Below are 24,043 nucleotides of genomic sequence, written 5' to 3'. Positions count from 1 at the left end.
GGGATCGCGCCGGACGCAATGCCGAAGCCATCCTGTTGGGCAGCGCGTACGTCACCTTGGCCAGTGGTGCGGGGCGCATGAACCACGCTGGCCTGCGTGATGACACAAGAGCTTGACTTTCCGGAGAAAATCACCAATCCAAATTGCGGTGCGACTGCCTTGGGTCATCCGATCGGGGCGCAAGGCGCGATCATTCTGATCAAGCTGGTCTATCATGTGTGCAGGGTCGAAGGACGGTATGGGCCGGCCACGATGTGCATCGGCGGCGGCCAAGGCATTGCGGTGATCGTGAAAAGACCACAAGCCTGATTGGGCCGGTCTGACCGGTTGACCCAAAGATGCCGAGGAGGACGCCATGCGCTGGAAGGCGGGACCCCAAATCCAGACGGCCAGAAAGGTGACGCAAGGCCTCTTTGTGTCGCTGGTGGTGGCCGTTGCAGCCATGTTCGTGTCCGAGCACTACGGCGCGCCAGCCATGCTGATGGCACTGCTATTTGGCATGGCGCTTCAGTTTCTTTCGGAGGATGGGCCCTGCGTTGATGGCATCGACTTTACCGCCCGATATGTCCTGCGCTTTGGCGTTGCGCTGATGGGTGCGCGGATCAGCTTTGGCCTTGTGGCCGATCTGGGTGTGGGTGTCATTGTTCTGCTTTTTGCGGGTGTGGTTTTGACCATCGGGTTCGGACTTCTGGTGGCCAGACTGATGTCGCGGGGATGGCGGTTTGGTATGTTGACGGGAGGCTCGGTTGCGATTTGCGGGGCAAGTGCTGCGATGGCGCTGTCAGCGGTTCTTCCCAAGAACGAGCATTCCGACCGGAACCTGACATTTACCGTTCTCAGCGTTACTGTGCTGAGCACCTTGGCCATGATCCTCTATCCGCTTTTGGTCAGTGTGCTTGGGTTGGATGCGCTTGCGGCAGGTGTGTTTTTGGGCGGCACGATCCATGACGTTGCGCAGGTGGTCGGCGCCGGGTTTTCCATCTCAGAAGAAACCGGAGAAGCGGCCACGCTGGTCAAGTTGATCCGGGTGATGATGCTGGCCCCTGTTGTGCTGATCCTGTCTCTGGCCGTGCGTCGCATGGTCAGCAACCAACATGGCAGTTCCAAGCGACCGCCTCTCGTGCCGGGGTTTATCCTAAGTTTTATGGTGTTGGCCGGGTTGAACTCACTGTCTTTGATTCCGTCCGTTCTGACACCGGTCCTGACAGATCTCTCGCAATGGGCCTTGCTCGCGTCAATTGCGGCAGTCGGCATGAAGACATCGCTAAGGCGTATTGCGGATGTGGGTGGTCAGGCGGTCCTCCTGATCGTGCTGGAAACCTTGTTCCTGGGTGCTGTGATCCTGGGTGGTTTATATTTGCTCAGTTCAACTTAGACTCGCGGGAAGCCACCGGATTTTACCCACCAATTTATCTGCATTGTGCATGCGGTTGCGAATTCTTCTGCATTTACGAATGTCGTTCGATCTCTAAGATGCAATTTTGTCAAATAATCCTTGCTACTTAGGGGCTTTCTATGTCTGACCTTTCCATTGACGTCAATTGGACCCGCAGTTCGCCGAACCTTACCTTCAGGAAATTTAGCAGTGTGCATGATATCACATATGACGCGCATTAAACGCTACCCAGTGGCGCGGCTCCGAACTGGGACGGTGACCCGACCTCGACCAATCCCGAGCAGGCCATGGCCGCGTCCTTGTTGAACTGTCACATGATGACAGTTCTGGCACTGGCGGCCATGGGATGTTGAACATGGCGTTGAAGTCAAATTGCCGGGTGGTCAGTCCTGACAGGGGCAACTCTCGGACTTTCCGATAGACTGACGAAAAGCGTCTCGGGCGCGGGTTGGTTTTTTGCGAAGCGGGCCTCATCCCTGATTGCCAGGGGTTGTATGCTGAAGACTGGACAGGTGTTTGGTCCGCAGTCTTATTCGGTGAGGTGGATGACTGTATCCGATGCCGAAATCTGGTTTGAGAAGGCTGGTCAGATGGTGGATACGGCAAAGCGAGGCCTGTTGAGTTGGCTAACGGATATCGGGGAAGTAGTCGGCGGGTGAGATGCGCACATTGCCCAGTGCCTGATCAGCGGATGTCAGCAGCACGATATCCGGCCCGGTCAGGGGCACAGCGACGGGTGCCCTGTCTGCTGAAGCCGCCTGCCGGATGGCCATTGCGCCTTGCAGCGCCGGGTCGTCAAAGGATGCGGCAAGAACACTTCCGTTCATCAGCCCGCGAATGACCGTGTGGCTGATATAGGTCGATACCAGCTTTGGCTTGGGGTTGCGAAACTCGGCCGCGTATAGCCCCATCGCCGCCTCAACGGCCGGTGCGCTGCCGATCAGATAGTCGACGTCGGGATGGCGTTCCAGGGCGGATTCAACCTGTGCCAGTTGTTGTCTGAGGCCGGTGTCTGCACCAAAAACCTCTTTGATCGTTACCGAGCTTTCAACCAGCCCGTCGCGCAAACCGGCCTCGAGGGGGCCGGTCCATCCCGCCGCAGCCGGGCCGGAAACGAAGACCGCGGTCCGTGGCGTTGAGCCAGCGGGATGAAGGTGGGTCAGGTGGCGGCCGACTGCATACCCCATGTCCTGCCAATCCACACCTGTGCGGCCACTCAGCGTGTCCGCGTGCAACTCGTTTACCAGCCCGAAGATTGGGACATCCCGGGCGACCCGGTCGATTGCCTCTATGAGGTCAGGATGGTCCGATGTGACAGCACCGATCAGGATCGCGTCCACCTTCCATTCGGCACAGGTGTTGAGTTGCGAGATTTGCTCGATCCGGGCGCGGTAGCCGCCCGCCTCGAAGAAGCGAAGTGTGATGTTGTTCAATTCAGCTTCTTGCTCAAGCCCATAGCCGACACTAAGCCAGTACTCGTCCTTGAAATGCGGAACCAAGACACAGAATGTCTGTTCCGGACCAGCACCGGCCGCTGTGGACCAGGGTGCGACACATAGCGTGAGGGCCAAGATTGTACGGACAGAGAGGGCCTCGTAAACTCTGGCTATGCGACGAGCGAGTTTTGACACACGGCTGATCCGGATTCTGTCTGCTATGGCGGCAATCGCTCTCATGGTGGGCGTGGCAGCCATTGGCGTCAACCGGTATCTGGTGCGCTCGCATGCCGAACTGATCCAGACCCATGTGCCGGCGATGCATCTGGCAAGTGAAATCGGCGCTTCGGTCGAAATTGTCGGAACGCTCGCTACGGCCTTTGTGCAGACGGATTCACATGAAGATCTCGACCGGGTTGCTGACACCCTGAAAGCGACGGTCACAAATATCAAAGAGGCATCGCTGGCGTTGACCCAGATAAGCCCTTTGCCACCGGACCCTGCGGTGGCAACGCAGGCTGGCGCGATCGTTGAGCGGATGACAAGAAATGGACACGCGGTACTGCGGCTCGGCGAACGCGTGTCTGACAAATCAGCTGCGATTGCGGCGGCCGGAACGCGGCTGGAGGCAATAGTCGAGGCAGAGATTGATCTCGCCCGTCTTCGGATTACCGCCGGTCTTGTGGGGCTCTATTCGACACCGGACGCCAACCCTCGCGCGGCGCTGGATACGCTGGCGGACAGTCATTTCTTTTCGTTCGAGCGTTTGGCTGAACTGGCCCGCATGGTCGATGCGATCCGCCTTTTGATGCAGCAGGTGGCAGAGACCGGAACACTCGCAGACATTGAACGTCTTCGGTCTGACGTGGCCACGCGTCTTGTGACGGCGGAACGACGGGTCGGTTACATGCCGTCTGTTGTTGCGCGCGAAGAGGCGCAGAAGATATTGCATCAATACCGTGACGCGCTGGGCGATAACGGGTTAATGAACCTTCAAGTTGAGCGGATCCAACTGCAGGCCGAAATTGCCACCGAAAGTGAAGGTTTACGCGGTCTTATTGCCGACTTGTCCGATCAGGCAAGACTGACCGGAGACGCCGTACAGGCCGAAGGGCTGGTGCAGATTGCGACGGTCGAGCGCCGGTCCTTATTGATGATGTCTGTTCTTGTTTCGATCGTGCTGCTTTCTGTGTTGGCGGGTATGATCCTGTGGGTTTATGCCCGTCGTCAATTGGTTGCGCGTCTGGCGACCCTTTCACGGCGCATCGTGGCTGTTGCGGGGGGTGAAACCGGTGCTCCGCTGTCGATCAGTGGTCAGGATGAAATCGGGCGGATGGAAAAGGCCCTGAACATCCTGCGCCGCAGGTCTATCGAGGCGACCCGCTTGCGTGAACATCTTGAAGAAGCGGTCATCGCCCGAACCGGGGATGTGGTCGCTGAGATGAAAGCGTCTGATCTTGCCCGCGCAGACGCCGAGGCGGCAAACCGAAGCAAGACCGAGTTTTTGGCCCGAATGAGCCACGAAATCCGCACGCCGCTCAATGGCATCATCGGGATGCTTTCACTGCTGCTAACCGAAGCGACAGATTCCGAGAGCCGCACGCGGGTCAAGACGGCGCTGAAATCTGCGCGTGACCTGCTGGGGATCACGAACGATATCCTTGAATACGCGGGAAATGCGGATCAGGGCCACCGAGGCAACCCTGTGCATTTTCTGCTACGCGATTTGGTTGGCCAGTTGGGGCATCATTTGCAGTCTCTGGCCAGTGCAAAAGGGCTGGAGCAGATCGTCGATCTTGCGGAACCTGCACCTGTGGTTTTGTTCGGTGATGTGGTCAAGGTCCGCCAGATCGTCGGCAACCTGATTTCCAACGCGGTGAAATACACAAAGCGTGGAATGGTCACACTGTCGGTGGATCACGCGGTTTCCGACAAGGCAGACGGACTGGTGGTGAGCTTTTCCGTATTGGATACCGGCGTCGGAATGGCCCCGGACACGATTGCCCATGCCTTCGACGCTTACACCCGAACAGCGCAGGCGCGCCGATCCGGGGTCGAAGGGCTTGGTCTGGGTCTTGCGATCGCGCGCAATCTTACTGAGGCGCTGGGTGGTGCACTGTCTGTTGAGAGCGAGCCTGGAGTTGGCAGCCGGTTCACTTTGACCGTGCCCTTCACGGTCGGGGATCCGGCACTTGTTGCGGATGAGGATGCGGATATGCCGGCTGGCGATTTCAGAAGCAGCGTGCTGGTGATCGACGACCATGCCGTTAACCGCATGGTGGCGCGTGGATATCTGGAGCGCATGGGGTGCACGGTGAGCGAAGCCGAGACCGGTAAAGCGGCGCTTACGGCGGCCAATGTGCATGCTTTCGATCTGATCCTGATTGATCTTGACCTGCCAGACATGCCTGGTGATGATGTCGCGGCGCAGCTGGCGTCCCGCAGCAATGGCCCGCAGCTTGTTGCCCTCACGGCTCACCTGATTGAAGATACGCCGGAGGCCCGCAGCCGGTTGGGTGTTGCACGCATTCTGTCAAAGCCGATCTCTCCAAGAGCGTTGGCTGATGTACTTGCGGCCTTACCGGATGCGGGTTTGTCCTCTGAAAGTTCCGCTGTACAGAACAGCCTGGAGAGCGATATCGCCGACCTTGGACCGGAAACAACGGCCCGGATCGTTCAGGAGTTTCTGAGCGACCTGCCGCAGTCGGTTGCAGCCATCTCGACCCCGCCGCAGGATGCGCAACGCAAAGCGGCACACCGGCTCAAGGGCGCGGCGGCGAATTTCAGACTGGACAGTCTCTGTTCCGCGTTGGCGGGGATCGAATTTGGCCCCGAAGCTACCGACGATAGGCTTTTCTTGGAAGTTCAGGACAGAGCCGCCGAAGCGGCGGCGGTTCTTGTTTCCGCAGCCACACGCGCCGGGCTTCAGGTCAAAGCCGGATCAACGAAGTGATAGCCTTGGCCATGGTCTGTCAAAATCCACTCCGGGTCGGTTGGGTCTTTTTCAAGTTTTTTGCGCAATCGGCCGACGATCACGTCAATCATCCGGTCATTTGAACGGTGAGGTGGCCTGCCTATCATTTCTGACAACCGGGACCGGCTGAGTGTCTGCCCCGGGTTGTTAGCCAGTGCTGCCAGTACATCGAATTCCTGCTTGGTCAGCGGTTCCGTTCGCGCGGCGGACACCAATCGTCGCCGAATGCGGTCAAAGCACCATGGACCGAATGCCTCGATCGGGGCGGGGCCTTGCGGTGCCTGCCCGATGTCGGCGATCCGGGCCAGCAGATTCTTGACCCTCGCGGCCAATTCGCGCTTGTCGAACGGCTTGGTCACGTAATCATCTGCGCCCATTTCCAATCCGACAATCTTGTCGACCTGATCATCGCGCGATGTCAGCAGGATGATCCCAACCCGTGATGCGGCACGCTGTTCGCGCGTAATCGTCAGACCGTCCTTGCCGTCGAGATTGATGTCGACCAGCAAAAGTTCTGGTGGGTCCACGCTGATAATACTCTGCATATCGTCCGCGTTTTCCGCTTCGCTGATGCGGTGGCCCTGCTCGCGCAGGTAGGCGGCAAGCCGCATCCGAGTGGTTCGGTCATCTTCGACAATCAGGATGTGTTGCGTCATAACCGGTGATTTACATATTTTTACAATTTCAAACAAGATGGTTTGCGCGCTGTCAAAGTACGGTTGTGTTCAAAGCGTTAACCTCCACTAAGCTCATTCAGCCACAGGAGGCTTTTATGTCGTTCAATCGACCAACCCGCCGCGTATTTCTGCAAGGGGGAGCAGCCGCGTTCGGCGCTGCCAACTTGATGGGGACAACAGCGCTTGCCGCGCTGGACCCAAACTCTTTTGCAAGCCGTACGTTCCACGCAACCCACTATGGCCCTTTCGAGGCGGTGGTGCGGGACGGCAAGCTGATCGGTCTTAACTCGGTCAAGGAACTGGACGCCCGGCCCACCGAGTTGCTCAGCTATGGGGTGATGGACCGGACCTACGACAAGTCCCGCATCAATTATCCAATGGTGCGCAAGTCGTATCTGGAAGGCTGGGAAACCGGTGATACAAAGCCCGAGCTCCGTGGCAAGGAAGAATACGTCAAGGTTGATTGGGACACCGTCTGGAGCCTGACCGCCAAGGCTTTGCTCGACACTGCGACGAACCATGGAAACCAGGCAATCTTCAGCTCGTCCTATGGTGGCTGGTCGAACGCTGGCACCTTCCGTCCCAACGTTCTGCAGGGTCGGCTGCTGAACCTGATGGGAGGCTGCACCATCACGTCCGGCGACTGGTCGGCGGGCGCGTCTCAGGTATCCCTGCCGCACATCATCGGCGATATGGAAGTGTATTCAACTCAGTCTGCCTGGGAAACCGTGCGTGACAACACCGAGGTGTTCGTTCTGGTCGGGTGTGATCCGATCAAGAATAACCGGGTTGAGTTCCGCGTGGCCGATCACGGCATGTATGCGCATTGGGAAGCCATTCGCGATGCCGGCGTCAAGTTCATTTCCATTAACCCGCAGCGGACCGCGTCGGATGATTATCTGAACGCGGAATGGGTTAAAATCGTCCCGAACACCGACGTCGCGCTGTTCTGCGCCATGGCCTATCACGTGCTGGAACAGGGGCTTGAAGATCGTGCGTATATGGACAGATACACCGTTGGGGCTGACAAGTGGATCGCCTATGTAAAAGGTGAAGACGACGGCGTGCCCAAAACACCGGCTTGGGCCTCTGAGATCACCGGCATGGACGAAGCCAAGATCAAGGAACTGGCCGGGCTGTTTGCCACGTCGCGAACCGAAATTGCCGGGGCATGGTCGCTGCAGCGAGCGCAGCACGGTGAGATGACCCACTGGGCCATCATCAACTTTGCCGCTTTGACAGGCAAGATCGGTAAGCCGGGGCAGGGCGTCGGTTTCAGTTGGCACTATGGCAATGGCGGCATGCCGGCTTCGGGCAAATCCATCCCCTCGGGTCTGTCGCAAGGGCGCAACTGGGTCAAAGGTGTCTGCCCGGCCGGACGCATCACCGAAATGCTGGAAAATCCCGGTCAGGAGGTCTTTTACAACGGCAACACCCACACTTACCCGGACGTGAAAGTCATCTTCAACGCAGGCAACAATTTCATGTCGCACCAGCAGGACACCAACCGGCTGATCCGCGCGCTTGAAAAGGTCGAAACCATCGTCAGCGTCGACGTCTGGTGGACGGCGGCCACCCGTTGGGCGGACATCGTAATGCCAGCGGCATCGACACTGGAGCAGGACGATATCACCTCGGGCGGCACCTATTCTAACGACCGCGTTTACGCGATGAAAAAGGTGATCGAACCTGTGGGTGAAAGCCTGCCGGACTATGAAATCTTTGAAGGTTTGGCCGACAAGTTGGGTCTGTGGGCACAGTTCACGGATAGTGAAGACAAGATGTACCACATCCGTCAGGCCTATGAGCGCTCCAGCGCGGCACAACACACCTCGTTCGAGGAGTTCTGGGACCAAGGCTACGCCCGTATGGAGGTGCCACAAGAGGCTCGCCAGTGGACACGTCACGGCGCCTTCTATGAAGACCCGGAAGCAAACCCGTTGCACACCGCCTCGGGCAAGATCGAGATGTTCTGCGAGGATTTCGCCAAGCTGGATATCGATGACTGCCCCGGCATGCCGATCTGGATGGAAAAGCACGAGTATCTGGGCAACGCCAAGGAGGGCCAGTTGCACGTTGTCTCACCGCACCCCTGGTTCCGTCTGCACAGCCAGATGGATCAGTCGGAAACCCTGCGGGATCTCTACAAGGTTCAGGGCCGTGAGCCGGTTCGGATCAACACCGAGGATGCCGCATCGCGTGGTATCGAGGATGGCGATCTGGTCGAACTGTACAATGACCGTGGCACGGTCATTGCCGGGGCGGTCGTGTCGGACGACATTATGAAGGGCGTCGTTTCGATCTACGAGGGTGCCTGGCCATCGCTGGACAGCAAGGGTCGCTGCAACTCGGGCCTGGTGAATTTCATCACATCGACGCAGCGCTCGTCCGGCTTGTCCGAGGCCAACACCGCGAACACCGTGCTTTGTTCCATGCGCAAATGCGAAGACCCCGAAGGTCCGAATCTTGCGTATGAGAAGCCTCCGATCATTGAGGAGATGGAGATCGCTGCGATCGACGAGGACAAGCTTGGTCTTGAACGGCTCGAAGCGCTGACTGCAAGCCTCTATGCCAGCATGGAGCCAGGCGAAAAGATCTACTATGAGCGCTGCACCGTCTGCCACGCGCCGCGCGAAGTGACACATTTCACGCAGCAACAGTGGAGGGGTATCACCCCGTCGATGTTCCCGCGGGCCGGTCTTGAAGAAGACGAAGCCGCGCTGGTTATGGACTATCTGATGAAGAACGCTGCGGACGCCGCCAACTGAGCGCTGCGCAGAAACGGCAGGGGCCGGAACCAACGGCCCCTGTCCACACTTGACCAAAGGAGGATAGGACAGATGCATGTGGCTCGCGTCGCCGATGGATGTGGTTGTGACAGTGTTTCTCCGTCATCCGATCTGATGAGCGTTTCCAAAGCGGTTAACTGCGCGCTGGCACAGGTCGCACCGATTGCGGACACGGAGTGCGTCGATCTCGCGGACGCATTTGGGCGGACGAGCGCGCAGGCGGTCACAGCCCCAACTGCGATGCCTTTCTTTGACAACTCTGCCATGGACGGGTTTGCAGTCCGCTGCGCTGATCTTGACGGGCGCTACTGCCTGCCGGTTGCGGGCACAATTGCTGCAGGCGATGCGTCAGGCACTCTGCCATCCGGGGCGTCGCTTCGAATCTACACCGGCGCGCCGCTGCCCGACGGGGCGGACGCCGTGGTGATGTCGGAGGCCTGTGTAGACAAGTCTCACAAGGTCCATTTCAAACGAAAGCCGGCTCTTGGAGAGAATATCCGACGTGCGGGAAGCGATCAGATGGCGGGCCAGGAGCTGATTGCGGCCGGTGCGCGGATTGCGGCGCACCACGTCGGATTGTTGGCGGCCAACGGCTTCAGCCGGATTTCCGTGGTGCGCCGCCCGCGCGTTGCAATCCTGTCGACGGGCGATGAACTCTGCAAGGGCGCGCGCGGCCCGGGGCAAATCCATGATGCGAACCGTCCGATGCTTCTGGCGCTGGCACGTCAAGCCGGTGCAGAGGCGATCGATTTCGGCATCCTGCCGGACGATCAGCAGGCGTCGACCCGCGCTTTCATCGAGATGCAAGGCCGGGCCGACCTCATCCTGACTTCCGGCGCGGTGTCGATGGGGGGCAAGGACCACATCCGCGACGCCCTGCGTGCCGCTGGCGGCGACATCAAAGGGTGGCGTGTGGCACTGAAGCCCGGCAAGCCCGTTATGTTTGGCAGGCTGGGTCAGGCGGCGTTCACCGGCCTTCCCGGCAACCCTTTCGCGGTGCATGTGGGCTTTCATTTGTTCGTGCTGCCGCAAATTTTCCGACTGTTGGGAGCGCCGCGCTCGAGTTTTGCACCGGTTCCGGCCATCGCCGGGTTCGGCTGGATTCGCAAACCGGGCCGTGCCGAAGTCTTTCCAGTGCGGCTCTCCACATATGATTCCAACGGCACACCGGTGCTGCAGCGCCTTGGGCACAGTGTTTCGGCCACTTTGCTGCCGCTCAGCGCGGCGGACGGGCTTGTGATTGTCCCGCCCGACACCAGACACCTCAAAGCAGGCATGCCGCTGGCCTGGCGTCCCTTCTGTCAAACCGGAGAATTGGGATGAGCAGCTTTCCCCTGGCCGCAGTCTACACCGAGAACAATGATGTCGACGTGTTTCTGGGCGGTATCGCAGACACATTGCGGGCGGACGGGTTGCGTGTATGTGGCGCGTTGCAAACCCGTGGTGCGGTGATCGGAGACTGTCATTGCGCCGACATGGACCTGACAACAATCGGGTCAAATCGGGTGTTCCGCATCTCGCAGTCTTTGGGCAACGGCTCGCAGGGCTGCCGCCTGCATCCAGGCGCGCTGGCAGAGTGCTCGTCATTTATTGAGCGCGACCTGAAACAGGGGGCCGATCTTCTCGTTCTTAACCGGTTTGGCCGAGGAGAAAGCGAAGGACGTGGATTTCGGGACTTGATCGCAAAGGCACTGGAGTTGAACGTTCCCGTTCTGACGGCCTTGCGCCCGGCCTATGGCGGGACTTGGGCCGCGTTCGGCGCTGACCTGGCGTGTTATCTGCCGTTGCAGCGAGGTGCGGTGTTCACGTGGTTCGCTGACCAGATGGAGGGCCATCATGCCGCTTGATGCTGCCCCTACCCCTCTGGTCGACCGATTTGGTCGCACGATCAACTATCTGCGTCTGTCAGTAACCGACCGGTGCGATCTGCGCTGCACCTACTGCATGGCCGAGAAAATGGTGTTCCTCCCCAAATGCGATATTCTAAGCCTCGAGGAGCTGGCGCGCCTCAGCGGTATTTTCATCCGCCAAGGGGTTCGTAAACTGCGCCTGACCGGGGGTGAACCCTTGGTGCGGCGGGATGTGATGGACCTGTTCCGGGATTTGTCCCGGCACCTGAAATCCGGCGCGCTGGAAGAACTGACGCTGACCACCAACGGAACTTTGCTGGCGCGGCATGCGCAGTCTCTTGCGGAATGTGGTGTGCGCAGGGTCAATGTCTCTCTCGACACGCTTGATCCTGACAGATATCGGGCAACCACCCGCAGAGGCGACATTCGTTTGGTGCTGGCAGGTATCGAAGCAGCGCGTTCAGCCGGGTTAAGGGTCAAGCTGAATGCGGTTGCCAGCAAGGGGGCATTCGAAAAGGAGGTTGATGATCTCATCCGGTTTGCCCACGAGCGTGATGCGGATTTGACGCTGATTGAGGAGATGCCGGTTGGTGACACCGGGCGGGATCGGACTGCCAGCGCTTTGTCGCTGCGCGACCTTCAGACCGATCTGTCAACGCGCTGGACTCTCACCCCGCAGCGGCATTGCTCGGGCGGACCTGCACGATATGCCCGGGTTCAGGAGACAGGCGGGCTGCTAGGGTTTATTTCTCCGATGTCCTGCAATTTCTGCGCGCTGTGCAACCGCGTTCGTGTCAGTTGTACGGGGCGTCTTTACACGTGTATGGGCGACGAAGGGTCAGTCGACCTGCGCGCGCCTCTGCGCCAGTCCGAAAAAGCGACCCTGAATGCAATTCAGACCGCCGTCAGGGCCAAGCCCGAGCGGCATCGCTTCGATCTGTCACATATGGCGGACCCCGCCCTTTCGCGTCATATGTCTGTCTTGGGCGGCTGACACCCTGCACTATCACCAGAAGGAAACATCATGACTAACGACCTCCCCGGCGCTGCCGGCAAACTCGCGCAAAACAACCCAGAGGTCTGGTCCGCATATGCCCAGCTTGGCAAGGCAACCGCCGAAGCGGGCAACCTTACGGCACGTGAGCGTCGGCTTGTAAAGCTTGCTCTGGCCATCGGCGCGGCCTCGGAAGGCGCAGTGCATTCCCACACCCGCAGGGCGCGCGCGGAGGGCATTTCCGAAGAAGACCTGAACCAAGTCGCTTTGCTGGCGATTGGACCTCTGGGTCTGCCAAAAGCGGTTGCTGCACGGACCTGGATTGCGGATATCCAAGATTAATTCCTACCCTCGCAATCGGGCAAACGGCGTGCGTGAGCCGGTTAAGAACCGGCTCGTTGCGTCTAAAGTGCACTGGCAGCGGATCAACAGACGTGCGTCTGCCGGTGTAGGAACAGGAGTGGTCGGGAGGGACAACGCCCACCTTTAAGTGTCGCTTGACCGCGCATTTTAGGCCCGTTCTTGCAGATCGTTCCGCGTAAGTTTCCAGTGCCACAGTACATCGAAGCCCGGACATTTTCCGTTCCGCTGAAGAGTTGAACGGAGAAAACATGATCTGGATCAATCAAATGCATATTTAAAACCGCTAATAGGAAAATGCCGAACAGATAGACTTCAAATGAATGGGTCGCCCGCGCATGAGCCAGCAGACCAACAGACGCGCTTTTCTGAGCGCCCGGATGCTTCGACAGGACCGCAATGCGATCCGACCGCCGGGTGCGGTTGAGGCTGAGTTTTTCAATCTTTGCACTGGGTGCGGCGATTGCGTCCGAGATTGTCCCGAAGGCATTCTGGATTTTGATGATGGTGGATATCCGGTCGCGCAACTGAATGTCGGTGCCTGCACGTTCTGCGGTGTCTGCGCCCTGTCCTGCGAAACCGATGCTCTTGTGATCGAACGCGTCCCGGACTGGCCGTGGCGCGCAACGGTCAAGGCGGGCGAGTGCCTGTCCACAACCGGCGTCAGTTGCCGATCGTGTCAGGATATCTGCGATCAGGGTGCCATCCGTTTCAAGTTGCAGGTTGGAGGACGGGCCGAGCCGGTTCTGGACAAGGACAGTTGCATCGGTTGCGGAACCTGTGCCGCCTCATGCCCCGCCGGTGCGGTCTCGTTTGAACGCTACGTTGTCTCTCAGCAAGAGGCTGTCCAATGAATATCTGCGGCTGTCTCGTTCACGTTGTACCGGAAAACGCCACACCAGCGCGCGCGGCAATGGATCAGACACCCGGCGTCGAAGTTCATGCCGCAGCAGATGACGGTCGCTTTGTTGTCGTCGTCGAGGACACGCCGGACCGACTGGCGTCCGAGACCATCATGGATCTGCACCAGATCCCAGGCGTGATCTCACTTAGCCTGACATACCACCATTTCGAAGATCTCGCGGAATCGCGCCCGCGACCCGATGCCCCAAGCCAACCGACAAGCAGGAGGCCCATGCCATGACCATCTCTGAATCCCGTCGTACCTTTCTCAAGGCGTCTGCGGCGGCTGCCACGGCCTCGGCCGCAGGTCTGCCTTTGGCCACCGGTCAGGCAAATGCGCAGACGGGCGGACCGGATATCCGCTGGGACAAAGCCGCTTGCCGGTTCTGTGGTACCGGGTGTTCGGTACTGGTGGGCACCAAGGATGGTCGTGTCGTCGCAACGCAGGGTGACCCGGACGCACCGGTCAATCGCGGTTTGAACTGTATCAAGGGCTATTTCCTTTCCAAGATCATGTATGGCCAGGACCGTCTGACCACGCCGCTGCTGCGCAAAACAAACGGCGAATACGACAAGAATGGCGAGTTTGAACCGGTCAGCTGGGATGAAGCCTTTGATGTGATGGCCGCCAAGTGGAAAGAGGCGCTGGCCAAGAAAGGACCGACCAGTGTTGGTATGTTCGGATCAGGCCAATGGACAGTCTGGGAAGGCTATGCTGCGGCCAAACTGATGAAGGCCGGATTCCGGTCCAACAACATCGACCCCAATGCGCGCCATTGCATGGCCTCGGCAGTTGTCGGCTTCATGCGGACCTTTGGCATCGATGAGCCGATGGGCTGTTACGACGACCTCGAACATGCGGACACGTTCGTGCTTTGGGGCTCGAACATGGCCGAGATGCACCCGATCCTCTGGTCGCGTCTGACGGATACGCGTCTGACCAAGCCGGGTTCAGAGGTCCATGTCTTGTCGACCTTCGAACATCGTTCGTTTGAACTGGCTGACAATGGCATCATTTTCGCCCCGCAAACCGACCTGGCGATCCTGAACTACATCGCGAACTACATCATTCAGAACGGTGCGGTGAACGAATTCTTTGTCCGCAACCACGTCAATATCACCAAGACCGAGACCGATATCGGATATGGCCTTCGCGACACGCATCAGTTGCAGCAAGAGGCCGCGAACCCGAATTCGGGCAAGCTGGAAACCATCAGCTTTGAGGAATACGCCGAGGCCGTTGCGCCCTATACGCTGGAATACGTGTCAGAACTGTCCGGCGTTCCGGCGGACAAGCTCGAGCGTCTGGCCCAGCAATATGCAGACCCGACCCGCAAGGTCATGAGCCTGTGGACCATGGGCTTTAACCAGCACACCCGGGGATCCTGGGTGAACTCGCTGATGTACAACGTGCACCTGCTGGTCGGCAAGATCTCGGAGCCGGGCAACTCACCGTTCTCGCTCACCGGCCAACCATCGGCTTGTGGAACCGCGCGCGAGGTTGGCACCTTTGCCCATCGCCTGCCGGCGGACATGGTTGTTGCAAATGACGAGCACCGCCAAATCTGTGAAACCGCCTGGAAAATCCCGGAAGGCACGATACCGCCCAAGCCTGGTTTTCACGCCGTCCTGCAGAACCGCAAGCTCAAAGACGGCGAGCTCAACGCCTACTGGGTTCAGTGCACCAACAACATGCAGGCCGCGCCCAATATCAATGAGGAAGGTTATCCCGGTTATCGAAATCCGGAAAACTTCATCACCGTGTCAGACCCCTATCCGACGGTCACCGCTGTGTCGGCTGACCTGATTCTGCCAACGGCCATGTGGGTCGAAAAAGAGGGTGCTTATGGCAACGCCGAACGGCGCACCCAATTCTGGCGGCAACAGGTGAAGGCGCCAGGTGAGTCGAAATCCGATCTTTGGCAGCTGATGGAGTTCTCCAAGCGCTTCACCGTCGAAGAGGTCTGGGGCGAAGAATTGCTGGCCAAGATGCCCGAACATCGCGGCAAGTCCATGTATGACGTTCTTTACGCCAATGGCACCGTGGATCAGTATCCGTTGTCGGAAACCGCCGAAGGGTTTGACAACGACGAGTCAGAACATTTCGGCTATTACGTCCAGAAAGGCCTGTTCGAAGAATATGCCGAGTTTGGCCGGGGTCACGCGCATGACCTTGCACCGTTCGACGTATACCATCAGTCGCGGGGTCTGCGCTGGCCGGTTGTTGACGGCAAGGAGACGCTCTATCGCTTCCGCGAAGGCTATGATCCCTATGTGCCCGAGGGCGCTGACGTCAAATTCTATGGCCACAAGGACGGCAAGGCCAAGATCATCTTTGCCCCGTATGAACCCGCCGCAGAAGAGCCGGATGAAGAATTCGATCTGTGGCTCTGCACCGGGCGCGTGCTTGAGCATTGGCATTCCGGATCGATGACCCGCCGGGTCCCGGAACTTCACCGGGCCTATCCCACGGCTGTTGTCTACATGCATCCCGAGGATGCGCGGGAACGGGGCTTGCGGCGCGGACAGGAAATCTTGCTGTCCACCCGCCGGGGGGACGTGACCAGTCGCGTCGAAACCCGGGGCCGCAACAAGGTGCCGCGCGGTCTGGTCTTCATGCCCTGGTTCGACGAAGGGCAGTTGACCAACAAGCTGACGCTGGATGCGACCTGTCCGCTGTCCAAAGAGACGGATTTCAAGAAATGCGCCTGCAAGGTCGAGCGGGCGTAACCGGCAAGGATTGGCAGAGGTAATCCCCATGTCCCTTGTCGACAAACCCCTCTCGCCAAAGCGGCGCCGTTTCCTGCAGGATTCGGCGCGGGCGGCAGGCGGTTGCGTGGTGGCCGGGACTTTGCTGGCCTATCTGGCCCGTGACGCCCGTGCCTTGCCGGCCGAGGCCTTGCGACCGCCCGGAGCATTGCCGGAGAAAGAGTTTCTGTCGGCCTGCATCCGCTGCGGTCTGTGTGTGCGGGACTGCCCGTACGACACCCTGAAACTGGCGGAACTGGGCGCGGATGCGGTTGCAACGGGCACGCCGTATTTCACGGCGCGCGATATTCCGTGTGAGATGTGTGACGACATCCCCTGTGTCGCGGCCTGCCCGACCGGGGCGCTGGACCCTGAACTGGACAACATCGATGACGCTAAAATGGGTTTGGCGGTTCTGGTGGATCAGGAGAACTGCCTGAATTTCCTCGGTCTACGTTGTGACGTTTGCTACCGCGTCTGCCCCGTGATTGACGAAGCAATCACGTTGGAAACCTCGCACAACACGCGGTCGGGTCATCATGCGATGTTCATACCGACTGTGCATGCCGACCGCTGTACCGGGTGCGGGATGTGCGAAAAGAGCTGCGTTTTGCCGGAAGCCGCCATCAAAGTTCTGCCCGCCCACCTGGCGCGCGGCAGTTCAGCCGAGCATTACCGGAAAGGGTGGGAAGAGAAGGCGGCCAAGGGCGCACCTCTGGTCGAAGGCGTGATTGACCTGCCGGACCGCTTGCCCGGACCCGGCACCGACAACCTGGCCGCGCCGGGTGGTTACGAGCCGGGCTACAATCTGCCGGGGCTGGGACAATGAGCGCGCGCACCCATTTGCCCGTTGGCCAGGAGGCCCGAGAGGTCAAAGGCTGGGTGGGCGCGCATCGCTATCTGCTGTTGCGCCGGATCAGCCAGTTGTTCTTTCTGTTGTTGTTCCTGCTGGGTCCGTGGTTCGGAATCTGGATTGTTCAGGGGACCCTGGCCGGGTCACTGACTCTGGGCGTTCTGCCACTGACCGACCCGTTCATCCTGCTGCAAGGCGTTGTTGCCGGGCATTGGCCTGAGCTGACCGCATTGATTGGTGGGCTGATTGTGCTTGTGACCTATGCGCTGATCGGCGGGCGCGTTTATTGTTCGTGGGTTTGCCCGATCAACCCGGTGACCGATGCTGCCAACTGGGTCCATCGCAAGCTGGACCTGCCGAAGGGCTGGCAGCCGAAAAGGGGTACGCGCCTGTGGATACTGGTAACAGTTCTGATTGTCTCGGGTATCACAGGTGTGATCGCGTGGGAGCTGATCAATCCGATCACCATGCTGCACCGAGGTCTGATTTTCGGCATGGGGTTTGTCTGGGCTCTGGTGGCGGCGATCTTTGTGTTTGACCTCATTGTTGCTCGGCATGGCTGGTGCGGCCACATTTGCCCGGTTGGCGCATTTTATGGCCTGATCGGCACCAAAAGCCTGTTGCGGGTCATTGCAGCCAATCGCAGCGCCTGCGACGACTGCATGGATTGCTATGCTGTCTGCCCGGAGAACCATGTGATTTCACCAGCCCTGAAAGGCAAGGCGGGGACCACGCCGCTGATTCTTTCACCGGACTGCACCAATTGCGGCCGCTGCATCGATGTCTGCGCGGTCAATGTCTTTGCCTTTACTCATCGGTTCGACGATCACGTCGTCGCACCACCCGAACCTGTTGCCGCGCCCGAGCCGCGCGCTGCCAGACCTATCTAAGGGAGTGCCAAAATGAAAAAATCTATCGTGACAGGCGGAGCTGCCCTGATCCCCGTTTTGCTCCTGAGTGGGTTCGCCCTTGCACAATCAGCCCAGGTGGAGACCCTGCGCGGCGCCGAGGTGGATGAGCTTGTCCCAATCGATCAGATTCACCGCACGATCGAAGGCCGCATGCAGCGCAATTACCGCCAGCAACCGCCCCTGATCCCGCACTCGATCGAGCAGTATCAGATCGACATACGCACCAATCAGTGCCTTGCCTGCCATGACTGGACCAAAGCCGGTGAACGCAACGCGCCGACCCTGTCGATGACCCACTACCTGGATCGGGATGGCAACGAGCTCGATACGATCGCGGGCACCCGGTATTTCTGCAATCAATGCCATGTTCCGCAGGCTGACGCTCCGCCGCTGGTCGAGAATGTCTTTCAGCCGTCCACCGGCAACTAATCCAACGCAAGTCTGAAAGGAGCACCGATATGGCAGACTCCCCCGAAAAACGCGGTTGGATCCGCCGCTTGTGGACCGGGATCTGGACACCCGCTGTGATGTTCAGCTCGGGCTTCCTGCTTTTGGCCGGCTTTTTGGCCGGCATCCTGTTCTGGGGCGGGTTCCACTGGACGCTGGAGATGACGAATACCGAGGAATTTTGCGTGTCCTGCCATACGATGGAGACCAACCTTGGCGAGTATCGCGAGACCATCCACTACAACAACCATTCCGGTGTTCGGGCCGTCTGTTCGGACTGCCATGTGCCGGACGAGTGGAACCACAAGATCAAGGCGAAGATCATGGCGGTTAAAGATGTCTATCACGAACTCGCCGGCACCATCAGCACGCCCGAAAAATACGAGGCGCACCGGCTGCAGATGGCCTCGATCGTGTGGAAGAAGATGAAGGAATCCGACAGTCGCGAATGCCGCAACTGCCATAACTTTGACTATATGGATTTCACCATTCAGGAAGCGCGCGCAGCGTCTGAACACCAGCGTGCAATCGACGAGAACATGACCTGCATCGATTGCCATCAGGGCATCGCGCACAGCCTGCCGCCCAATTACCTAGAGGAATACCAGAGCATCACCGAGGCATTGAATGCCGAGAAGTCCGGGGCGCCACAGCAACAGGCCGCAGCGGACAGCAATGAGATCCGGTCATTCCTGGCGACACGGACGGATTGAGAAGGGGTGAGATATGCTTGAGATACTGGGAACAATCGGCGGCAATATTCTCAGCCTGCCCGGCATTCTGGGCCTTGCCCTTGGCATGATGACCCGCCGTTTGTGGCTGGGTGCGGTCATGGGCGGGCTCATCGGTGTAATCGAAACGCTGGTGTTCGCCCGGTGGCAGTTTGCGCAGGTCGAAACTCTGGAACTGCTGATTGCCGTCGTCGTCGGTGTCTGTGCCGGCAGCCTTGGAACCGCCATACGTCTCAAAGGCGCTACGGCGTGACATGCGGCGGATGGGCGATCAAAGTGGCACTCCGACACTTTTGACTTTGGTGTGAGCGGTGGGATTCTAAAGGACGTCTTCGCATATTGACGTTGAATAAATCGGCAAGGGTGGATTGATTTAGGATCCCCTTTGGGTTGTTTTCGCTGTTCTTTGCCTCCTGCGCCTGCTCTGCCGATATTGGGTTCCAGAAACTCTGGCTGTTCTGCGTCGGCTCTTAGGCACCACCTTTCAGTGTCGTTTTGCCTGCGACAGGGAATTGCGGGTCACTATCTTGGTTTTCAGTTCAACCGAACGACCCGGAGTGTTGCGTTCGATCATTTCGATCAGTTCGATGGCGGCCTGGCGCCCCATCTCGCGATGCGGGACATGCACGGTGGTCAGGCCGGGCTGCACGATCCGGGCCAACTCGATGTCGTCGAAGCCGGTGATCGAGATTTCGTCCGGAACCCGAATACCCATCTCCTGGGCCTGCCGAACCGCGCCGACGGCCAAAACGTCGTTGCCGCACAGGATAGCGGTCGGCCGGTCCTTGGCGGACATCAGGCGCCTGAACGCGGCGGCGCCGTTTTCGATCTCATAGGGTGTTTCGAGGATCTCCAAGGCATCGGGGGACAGGCCGTGCGCTGCAAAAGCGTCCCTGATTCCTTCGATTCTGTGACGTGCACGGTCGTTCCCGCGACAAATACCCGAAATAATCGCAACCTGCGTGTGGCCGAGTTCGATGACCTCGTGTGCCAGTGCCATCATGGCCCTTCTATTATCAAACCCTACGGACGGTGTGCGCTGTTCCGGGGTGAAGGACCAAGCCACCATCGCCGGGACTTTCTGTCGTTCAAGATAGTCATAAATGCGCTCCTCACGATCATGACCGATCAGCAGCAGCCCGTCTGCGCCCCGGGCAACCAGCGTGCGGATCTGTTCCTCCTCGACTTCGGGCTGATAGGCTGAGCTCGAAACCAGCAATGTGTAGCCGCGCTGGTGGATTTCTTCCTGAAACGCTTGCAACCCCCTGGCGAAAATCGCGTTGTCCATGGTTGGGATGATCGCACCGATTGTGAACGAGCGCTTCGCCGCCATGACACGTGCCGCGAAATTGGGGGTGTAGCCCAATGTGTCCACTGCCGACATAACACGTTTGCGCGTCGCCTCGACGACACGGTCGGGATTGTTGAGGCAACGCGACACGGTTGCGGTGGAAACGCCTGCCTCTTTGGCGACGTCATCCAGTGTTGGTGCGGATCGAAGTTTCGGCATTTTCGAACCTGTAATTAGATTTTGCCGATAAGTCTAATCTCAAGCGCATCCCAAGAAAAGCAAATATGTAAGCGCTTGCATTTTTCATGTAAGCGCTTACAAGGGAAATTGGAGCCGAATCCAAAGGGAGTCCCGAAGATGTTTCTTGCTGCATCCGCGATCGTGTTTGTCATCTACTTTGCAAACGTGGCGCTGGGTGCCTTTGCGAGCAGCGCCTTTCTTGGGGACGTAGGAGAGATGTTGGTTCTGTTCGCGGCGTCGATCCTGTTCGTTGTCGCAATTCTGAAAAAGGAGGCTAACCGGAACGCTGATAACGGCAGCTGAATTTTTGCTTGGGAGGGCAATACATGAACAACGACAGAAACGAACTTGCGTCCGAAGAGCGCCGCAATTTCCTGAAGCTGACGGCAGGCGGATCGTTTACGGCCGCGCTGGTTGCCGGTGCCGGCGGAATGCTGTGGTCATCCGAGGCGACAGCGCAGACCGCCAAGGAAGAGAGCGACCGCGAGAAAGCCGCGGACCACGTCATGACGATTGCAACTGCGTATGTGCTGGGTGCTTCGCGCAGCTATCCGATCATGCAGTTGGATCTGAAGGAAAACATTCAGAACGCAACCAACGGCAAGGTTTATGTCAAGCTGGCTCCGGGTGGGCAGTTGGGCGCGGGCGGATCGCTGGTGCAGAAAGTGCAGGGCGGCACCATCCAGGCGGCACAGCATTCGCTGTCGAACTTCGCGCCGTTTGCCTCGACGGTTGACCTGATCAACATGCCATATCTTTGCGGGTCCAACCAGCGGTTCACCAACCTCGTGCATTCGGACACGTGGCAAAATGAAGTCCATCCAAAGGTCGAAGCTGCCGGGTTCAAGGCCCTGTTCTATGTTGTGATCGACCCGCGTGTTGTTGCGGTCCGTCAGGGTGGCAATGCCATCATCACACCCTCCGACATGAGCGGGGTCAAGTTCCGCGTGCCGGGGTCCAAGATGCTGCAACAGTACTACCGGATGGCTGGGGCCAACCCGACGCCGGTCGCCTGGGGTGAGACGCCTTCGGCGATCAAACAGGGCGTGGCGGATGCGCTGGATCCGTCGGTTGGTGCCTTGTTCGTCTTCGGCTTCAAAGACATCCTGAGCCATGTGACCTTCACCCAGGCCGTGCCGGACAGTCAGGTCTACTCATGCAACCTGGAATGGTTCAACTCGATGCCGGCTGATGTCCAGGAAGGCATCATGTGGGGTTCGGAAATGACCAGTCACCAGAACCTGTCCAAGGTGCCGTCGGCGCGGGCTTATGCCATGGCAGAACTGAACAAGGCCGGGGTTGAATTCCACTCGCTCAGCAGCGATCAGTTGGCTGAATGGCAGGATGCCGGCGGCTACCAGAACGCTGATTGGGATCCGTTCAAGACAGAACTGGCCGGCTCCATGGAAGCCTTCGACAAACTGGTCGAAGCAGCCGGAACGCAGGGCAAATATTACGTCCACGACGCGTAAAGCCACTCGAACGGGTGTGCAAAAGCGCACCCGTTCCCCTCACGACCCGCAGTACCGAGCGGCGGTCTTTTCCGACCGGTTTGCCCCGTGCTGCCAAGCTTCGGGGCAGGATATGACGATACTGCAGAGAATTGACCGAGACGCCGAGCGCTGGTTGTTGCTGGTGTTCTACGTGATGCTGGTCATCACGATGGCCATCGAGGTTCTGAGGCGTGAGATCTTCGCCTATTCCTCAATCTGGGGCGAAGAAATCGTCCGGTATTCCTTCATATATCTTGCCTGGATCGGGGCCGCCGCTGCCGTCAAGGAACGCGCCCATATCCGCATCGATGTGATCATGCACTACCTCGGGCCGCGCCCCAAGGCGCTGCTCTATATCTTCGGCGATCTTGTGATGTTCGTTGTGGCGATCATCGCGCTCTACTGGTCCTACGAGGCTGTCCATGTCTCGGCGAAGTTCGGCTCGGTGACCGATGGTCTGCGCGTGTCCAAGGTCTGGTTCCTGATGGCCGTACCAACCGGGTTTGCGCTGATGATCTGGCGCCTGATCCAATCCTTCCTGCGCGATCTGAAATCCCTTCGGGACGGCACCCCCGTCTTTGAAGGCGACAAGCTGTTTGATTGAGGAGAATCTGAATGCTGTGGGGTTCTCTGAATCAAACTGTTGAACTGGGCTGGGATTTCTACCTGCCCGTGATCATGTTCGTTGGCCTGATCGCGATGGCCGTTCCGGTCTGGGCCGCGATCGGCTCTGCCGCGATCGTCATGCTGATCATGTCGGGCGATCTGCCGCTCAGCCTTGTGGGCGAAAGCCTCTTTACCGGCATCGACGCCTTTGCACTCACGGCTGTGCCGCTCTTTATCCTGACCGGCGACGTTCTGGTTCGCACCGGCTTGTCGCGCAAGTTTCTGGACGTCGCCGAGGCGCTGACCTGTTTTGCCAAGGGCGGTTTTGGGTCCGCCACCGTTCTGGTCTGTGGCATGTTCGCGGCCATCTCGGGGTCTGACGCAGCGGGTGCTGCCGCCGTGGGGCGTATGACCATCAACCGGCTGGTAGAAAGCGGCTATCCGCGCCCGTATGCCTGTGCTCTGGTCGCGGCAGGGGCCTGTACCGGCATCCTGATCCCGCCGTCGATTGCCTATATCATTATCGGTCTGGTGTTGGGTATTTCGGCGTCCACGCTGTTTCTGGCCGCGCTTATCCCGGGTCTGGCCATTCTGGTCTCGATCCTGATCACCAACATCATCATGAACCGTATCTATGCTTATGAGGGTGGGGGCCTAATGACCACGGGTGAGTGGCTGGCCAATCTGGGCAAGGCGCTCAAATCCGGCTGGTATGCTTTCATCGTGCCCGGCATCATCTTTTATGGCATCTTCTCAGGTCGCCTGACCCCGACCGAGGCGGGCGCAACCGCGGTTGTGGTGACCATCATCATGGGGTTCATCTTGCGCACGCTGACGCTGGCGGACTTTCCGTCCATGCTGGTGAGCTCGGCCAAGGTCAACGGTGTGATCCTGCCGATCATCGCATTCTCGGCACCGCTGGCCGAGGCGCTGGCAATCATGGGTGTGCCGCAGGGGTTTGTGGCCTCGATCACGGCGCTGACCGACGACCCGTATCTGCTGATCCTGCTGATGATCGGTATCCTGATCGCCGCGGGCTGCGTTATGGAAACGACACCCAACATCGTGATCCTCGCGCCGATCCTGAAGCCGCTGGCCGACAATATCGGCATGAACGAGATTCAGTTCTGCATCATGATGATCACCGCCCTGGGCGTAGGCTTTATCACTCCGCCATTGGGTCTGAACCTGTTTGTCGTTTCCGGGATAACCGGAGAATCAATCCTAAAAATAGCGGCCCGTGCCGTTCCCTTTGTCTTGACCATGCTGATTGTGGTTCTGTTGATTGCGTATGTACCAGCAGTTTCAACCACATTGCTCCCTGAAATCTACCAGTAGGATTTG

23 protein-coding genes are annotated in these 24,043 nt (G+C 58.9%); 20 read left to right on the top strand and 3 right to left on the bottom strand.

Going from position 1 to position 24,043, the window contains the following annotated elements:
- Positions 1-99 precede the first annotated feature (99 nt).
- Positions 100-309, top strand: coding sequence for a hypothetical protein (locus tag ACR3E0_RS17280; RefSeq protein ID WP_480480080.1), 210 nt, complete (start codon positions 100-102; stop codon positions 307-309).
- A gap of 46 nt (positions 310-355) precedes the next feature.
- Positions 356-1,375 (top strand): YeiH family protein, encoded by a 1,020-nt coding sequence (locus ACR3E0_RS17275; RefSeq protein ID WP_480480079.1) that lies wholly within the window; start codon positions 356-358, stop codon positions 1,373-1,375.
- Positions 1,376-2,022: 647 nt separating this feature from the next.
- Here the strand turns inward: ACR3E0_RS17275 and torT are convergent.
- On the bottom strand, positions 2,023-2,967 hold the full coding sequence (gene torT / locus ACR3E0_RS17270) for a TMAO reductase system periplasmic protein TorT (RefSeq protein WP_480480078.1): 945 nt from the start codon (positions 2,965-2,967) through the stop codon (positions 2,023-2,025).
- A 37-nt stretch (positions 2,968-3,004) separates the two neighbouring features.
- Here torT and ACR3E0_RS17265 point away from each other — a divergent pair, with 37 nt between their 5' ends.
- Positions 3,005-5,785: an ATP-binding protein gene (locus ACR3E0_RS17265; RefSeq protein ID WP_480480077.1), complete on the top strand. Its 2,781-nt coding sequence runs from the start codon at positions 3,005-3,007 to the stop codon at positions 5,783-5,785.
- On the opposite strand, the gene ACR3E0_RS17260 is transcribed toward ACR3E0_RS17265, so the two are convergent.
- Positions 5,758-6,462: a response regulator gene (locus ACR3E0_RS17260; protein WP_480480076.1), complete on the bottom strand. Its 705-nt coding sequence runs from the start codon at positions 6,460-6,462 to the stop codon at positions 5,758-5,760. The genes ACR3E0_RS17265 and ACR3E0_RS17260 overlap by 28 nt on opposite strands.
- Positions 6,463-6,578: 116 nt before the next feature.
- On the opposite strand from ACR3E0_RS17260, the gene ACR3E0_RS17255 reads away from it, so the two are divergent.
- The 13 genes from ACR3E0_RS17255 to ACR3E0_RS17195 all read left to right on the top strand — a co-directional run bounded on the left by ACR3E0_RS17255 (position 6,579) and on the right by ACR3E0_RS17195 (position 19,322).
- Positions 6,579-9,251, top strand: a complete 2,673-nt coding sequence (locus ACR3E0_RS17255) for a molybdopterin-dependent oxidoreductase (protein ID WP_480480075.1) — start codon at positions 6,579-6,581, stop codon at positions 9,249-9,251.
- A gap of 135 nt (positions 9,252-9,386) precedes the next feature.
- Positions 9,387-10,595 (top strand): molybdopterin molybdotransferase MoeA, encoded by a 1,209-nt coding sequence (locus tag ACR3E0_RS17250; protein WP_480480074.1) that lies wholly within the window; start codon positions 9,387-9,389, stop codon positions 10,593-10,595.
- Complete coding sequence (locus ACR3E0_RS17245) at positions 10,592-11,119, top strand: DUF2478 domain-containing protein (RefSeq protein WP_480480073.1); 528 nt, start codon at positions 10,592-10,594, stop codon at positions 11,117-11,119. The genes ACR3E0_RS17250 and ACR3E0_RS17245 overlap by 4 nt, the downstream gene beginning before the upstream one ends.
- Positions 11,109-12,116, top strand: coding sequence for a GTP 3',8-cyclase MoaA (gene moaA / locus ACR3E0_RS17240; RefSeq protein ID WP_480480072.1), 1,008 nt, complete (start codon positions 11,109-11,111; stop codon positions 12,114-12,116). The genes ACR3E0_RS17245 and moaA overlap by 11 nt, the downstream gene beginning before the upstream one ends.
- Before the next feature lie 30 nt (positions 12,117-12,146).
- The gene (locus tag ACR3E0_RS17235; protein ID WP_480480071.1) at positions 12,147-12,458 is read left to right on the top strand and encodes a carboxymuconolactone decarboxylase family protein; all 312 of its coding nucleotides are present in this window, start codon (positions 12,147-12,149) and stop codon (positions 12,456-12,458) included.
- Between the two features lie 356 nt (positions 12,459-12,814).
- Complete coding sequence (locus ACR3E0_RS17230) at positions 12,815-13,330, top strand: ferredoxin-type protein NapF (protein WP_480480070.1); 516 nt, start codon at positions 12,815-12,817, stop codon at positions 13,328-13,330.
- Complete coding sequence (locus tag ACR3E0_RS17225; protein ID WP_480480069.1) at positions 13,327-13,620, top strand: chaperone NapD; 294 nt, start codon at positions 13,327-13,329, stop codon at positions 13,618-13,620. Before ACR3E0_RS17230 ends, ACR3E0_RS17225 begins: the two co-directional genes overlap by 4 nt.
- Complete coding sequence (napA, locus tag ACR3E0_RS17220; protein ID WP_480480068.1) at positions 13,617-16,109, top strand: nitrate reductase catalytic subunit NapA; 2,493 nt, start codon at positions 13,617-13,619, stop codon at positions 16,107-16,109. Before ACR3E0_RS17225 ends, napA begins: the two co-directional genes overlap by 4 nt.
- A gap of 28 nt (positions 16,110-16,137) precedes the next feature.
- Positions 16,138-16,956 carry a ferredoxin-type protein NapG gene (gene napG / locus ACR3E0_RS17215; RefSeq protein ID WP_480480067.1) on the top strand — a complete coding sequence of 273 codons (819 nt, stop codon included), beginning with the start codon at positions 16,138-16,140 and terminating at the stop codon, positions 16,954-16,956.
- Positions 16,953-17,870: a quinol dehydrogenase ferredoxin subunit NapH gene (napH, locus tag ACR3E0_RS17210; RefSeq protein ID WP_480480066.1), complete on the top strand. Its 918-nt coding sequence runs from the start codon at positions 16,953-16,955 to the stop codon at positions 17,868-17,870. The genes napG and napH overlap by 4 nt, the downstream gene beginning before the upstream one ends.
- Positions 17,871-17,882: 12 nt before the next feature.
- Positions 17,883-18,320 carry a nitrate reductase cytochrome c-type subunit gene (locus tag ACR3E0_RS17205; protein WP_480480065.1) on the top strand — a complete coding sequence of 146 codons (438 nt, stop codon included), beginning with the start codon at positions 17,883-17,885 and terminating at the stop codon, positions 18,318-18,320.
- Between the two features lie 29 nt (positions 18,321-18,349).
- The gene (locus ACR3E0_RS17200) at positions 18,350-19,051 is read left to right on the top strand and encodes a NapC/NirT family cytochrome c (RefSeq protein ID WP_480480064.1); all 702 of its coding nucleotides are present in this window, start codon (positions 18,350-18,352) and stop codon (positions 19,049-19,051) included.
- A gap of 13 nt (positions 19,052-19,064) precedes the next feature.
- Positions 19,065-19,322, top strand: a complete 258-nt coding sequence (locus ACR3E0_RS17195; protein ID WP_480480063.1) for a hypothetical protein — start codon at positions 19,065-19,067, stop codon at positions 19,320-19,322.
- A 231-nt stretch (positions 19,323-19,553) separates the two neighbouring features.
- On the opposite strand, the gene ACR3E0_RS17190 is transcribed toward ACR3E0_RS17195, so the two are convergent.
- The gene (locus ACR3E0_RS17190; RefSeq protein ID WP_480480062.1) at positions 19,554-20,579 is read right to left on the bottom strand and encodes a LacI family DNA-binding transcriptional regulator; all 1,026 of its coding nucleotides are present in this window, start codon (positions 20,577-20,579) and stop codon (positions 19,554-19,556) included.
- Between the two features lie 138 nt (positions 20,580-20,717).
- Between ACR3E0_RS17190 and ACR3E0_RS17185 the strand changes: the two genes are divergently transcribed.
- The 4 genes from ACR3E0_RS17185 (at position 20,718) to ACR3E0_RS17170 (ending at position 24,037) form a co-directional block, all read left to right on the top strand.
- Positions 20,718-20,903 (top strand): hypothetical protein, encoded by a 186-nt coding sequence (locus ACR3E0_RS17185; protein ID WP_480480061.1) that lies wholly within the window; start codon positions 20,718-20,720, stop codon positions 20,901-20,903.
- Positions 20,904-20,926: 23 nt separating this feature from the next.
- Positions 20,927-22,072, top strand: coding sequence for a TRAP transporter substrate-binding protein (locus ACR3E0_RS17180; protein WP_480480060.1), 1,146 nt, complete (start codon positions 20,927-20,929; stop codon positions 22,070-22,072).
- Positions 22,073-22,184: 112 nt separating this feature from the next.
- Complete coding sequence (locus ACR3E0_RS17175; RefSeq protein ID WP_170428591.1) at positions 22,185-22,697, top strand: TRAP transporter small permease; 513 nt, start codon at positions 22,185-22,187, stop codon at positions 22,695-22,697.
- A gap of 11 nt (positions 22,698-22,708) precedes the next feature.
- On the top strand, positions 22,709-24,037 hold the full coding sequence (locus tag ACR3E0_RS17170) for a TRAP transporter large permease (RefSeq protein WP_480480059.1): 1,329 nt from the start codon (positions 22,709-22,711) through the stop codon (positions 24,035-24,037).
- Positions 24,038-24,043: the final 6 nt, after the last annotated feature.

The organism is Ruegeria sp. AJ12, assembly GCF_056536245.1.
This window is presented reverse-complemented; position numbering and strand designations above follow the sequence as displayed.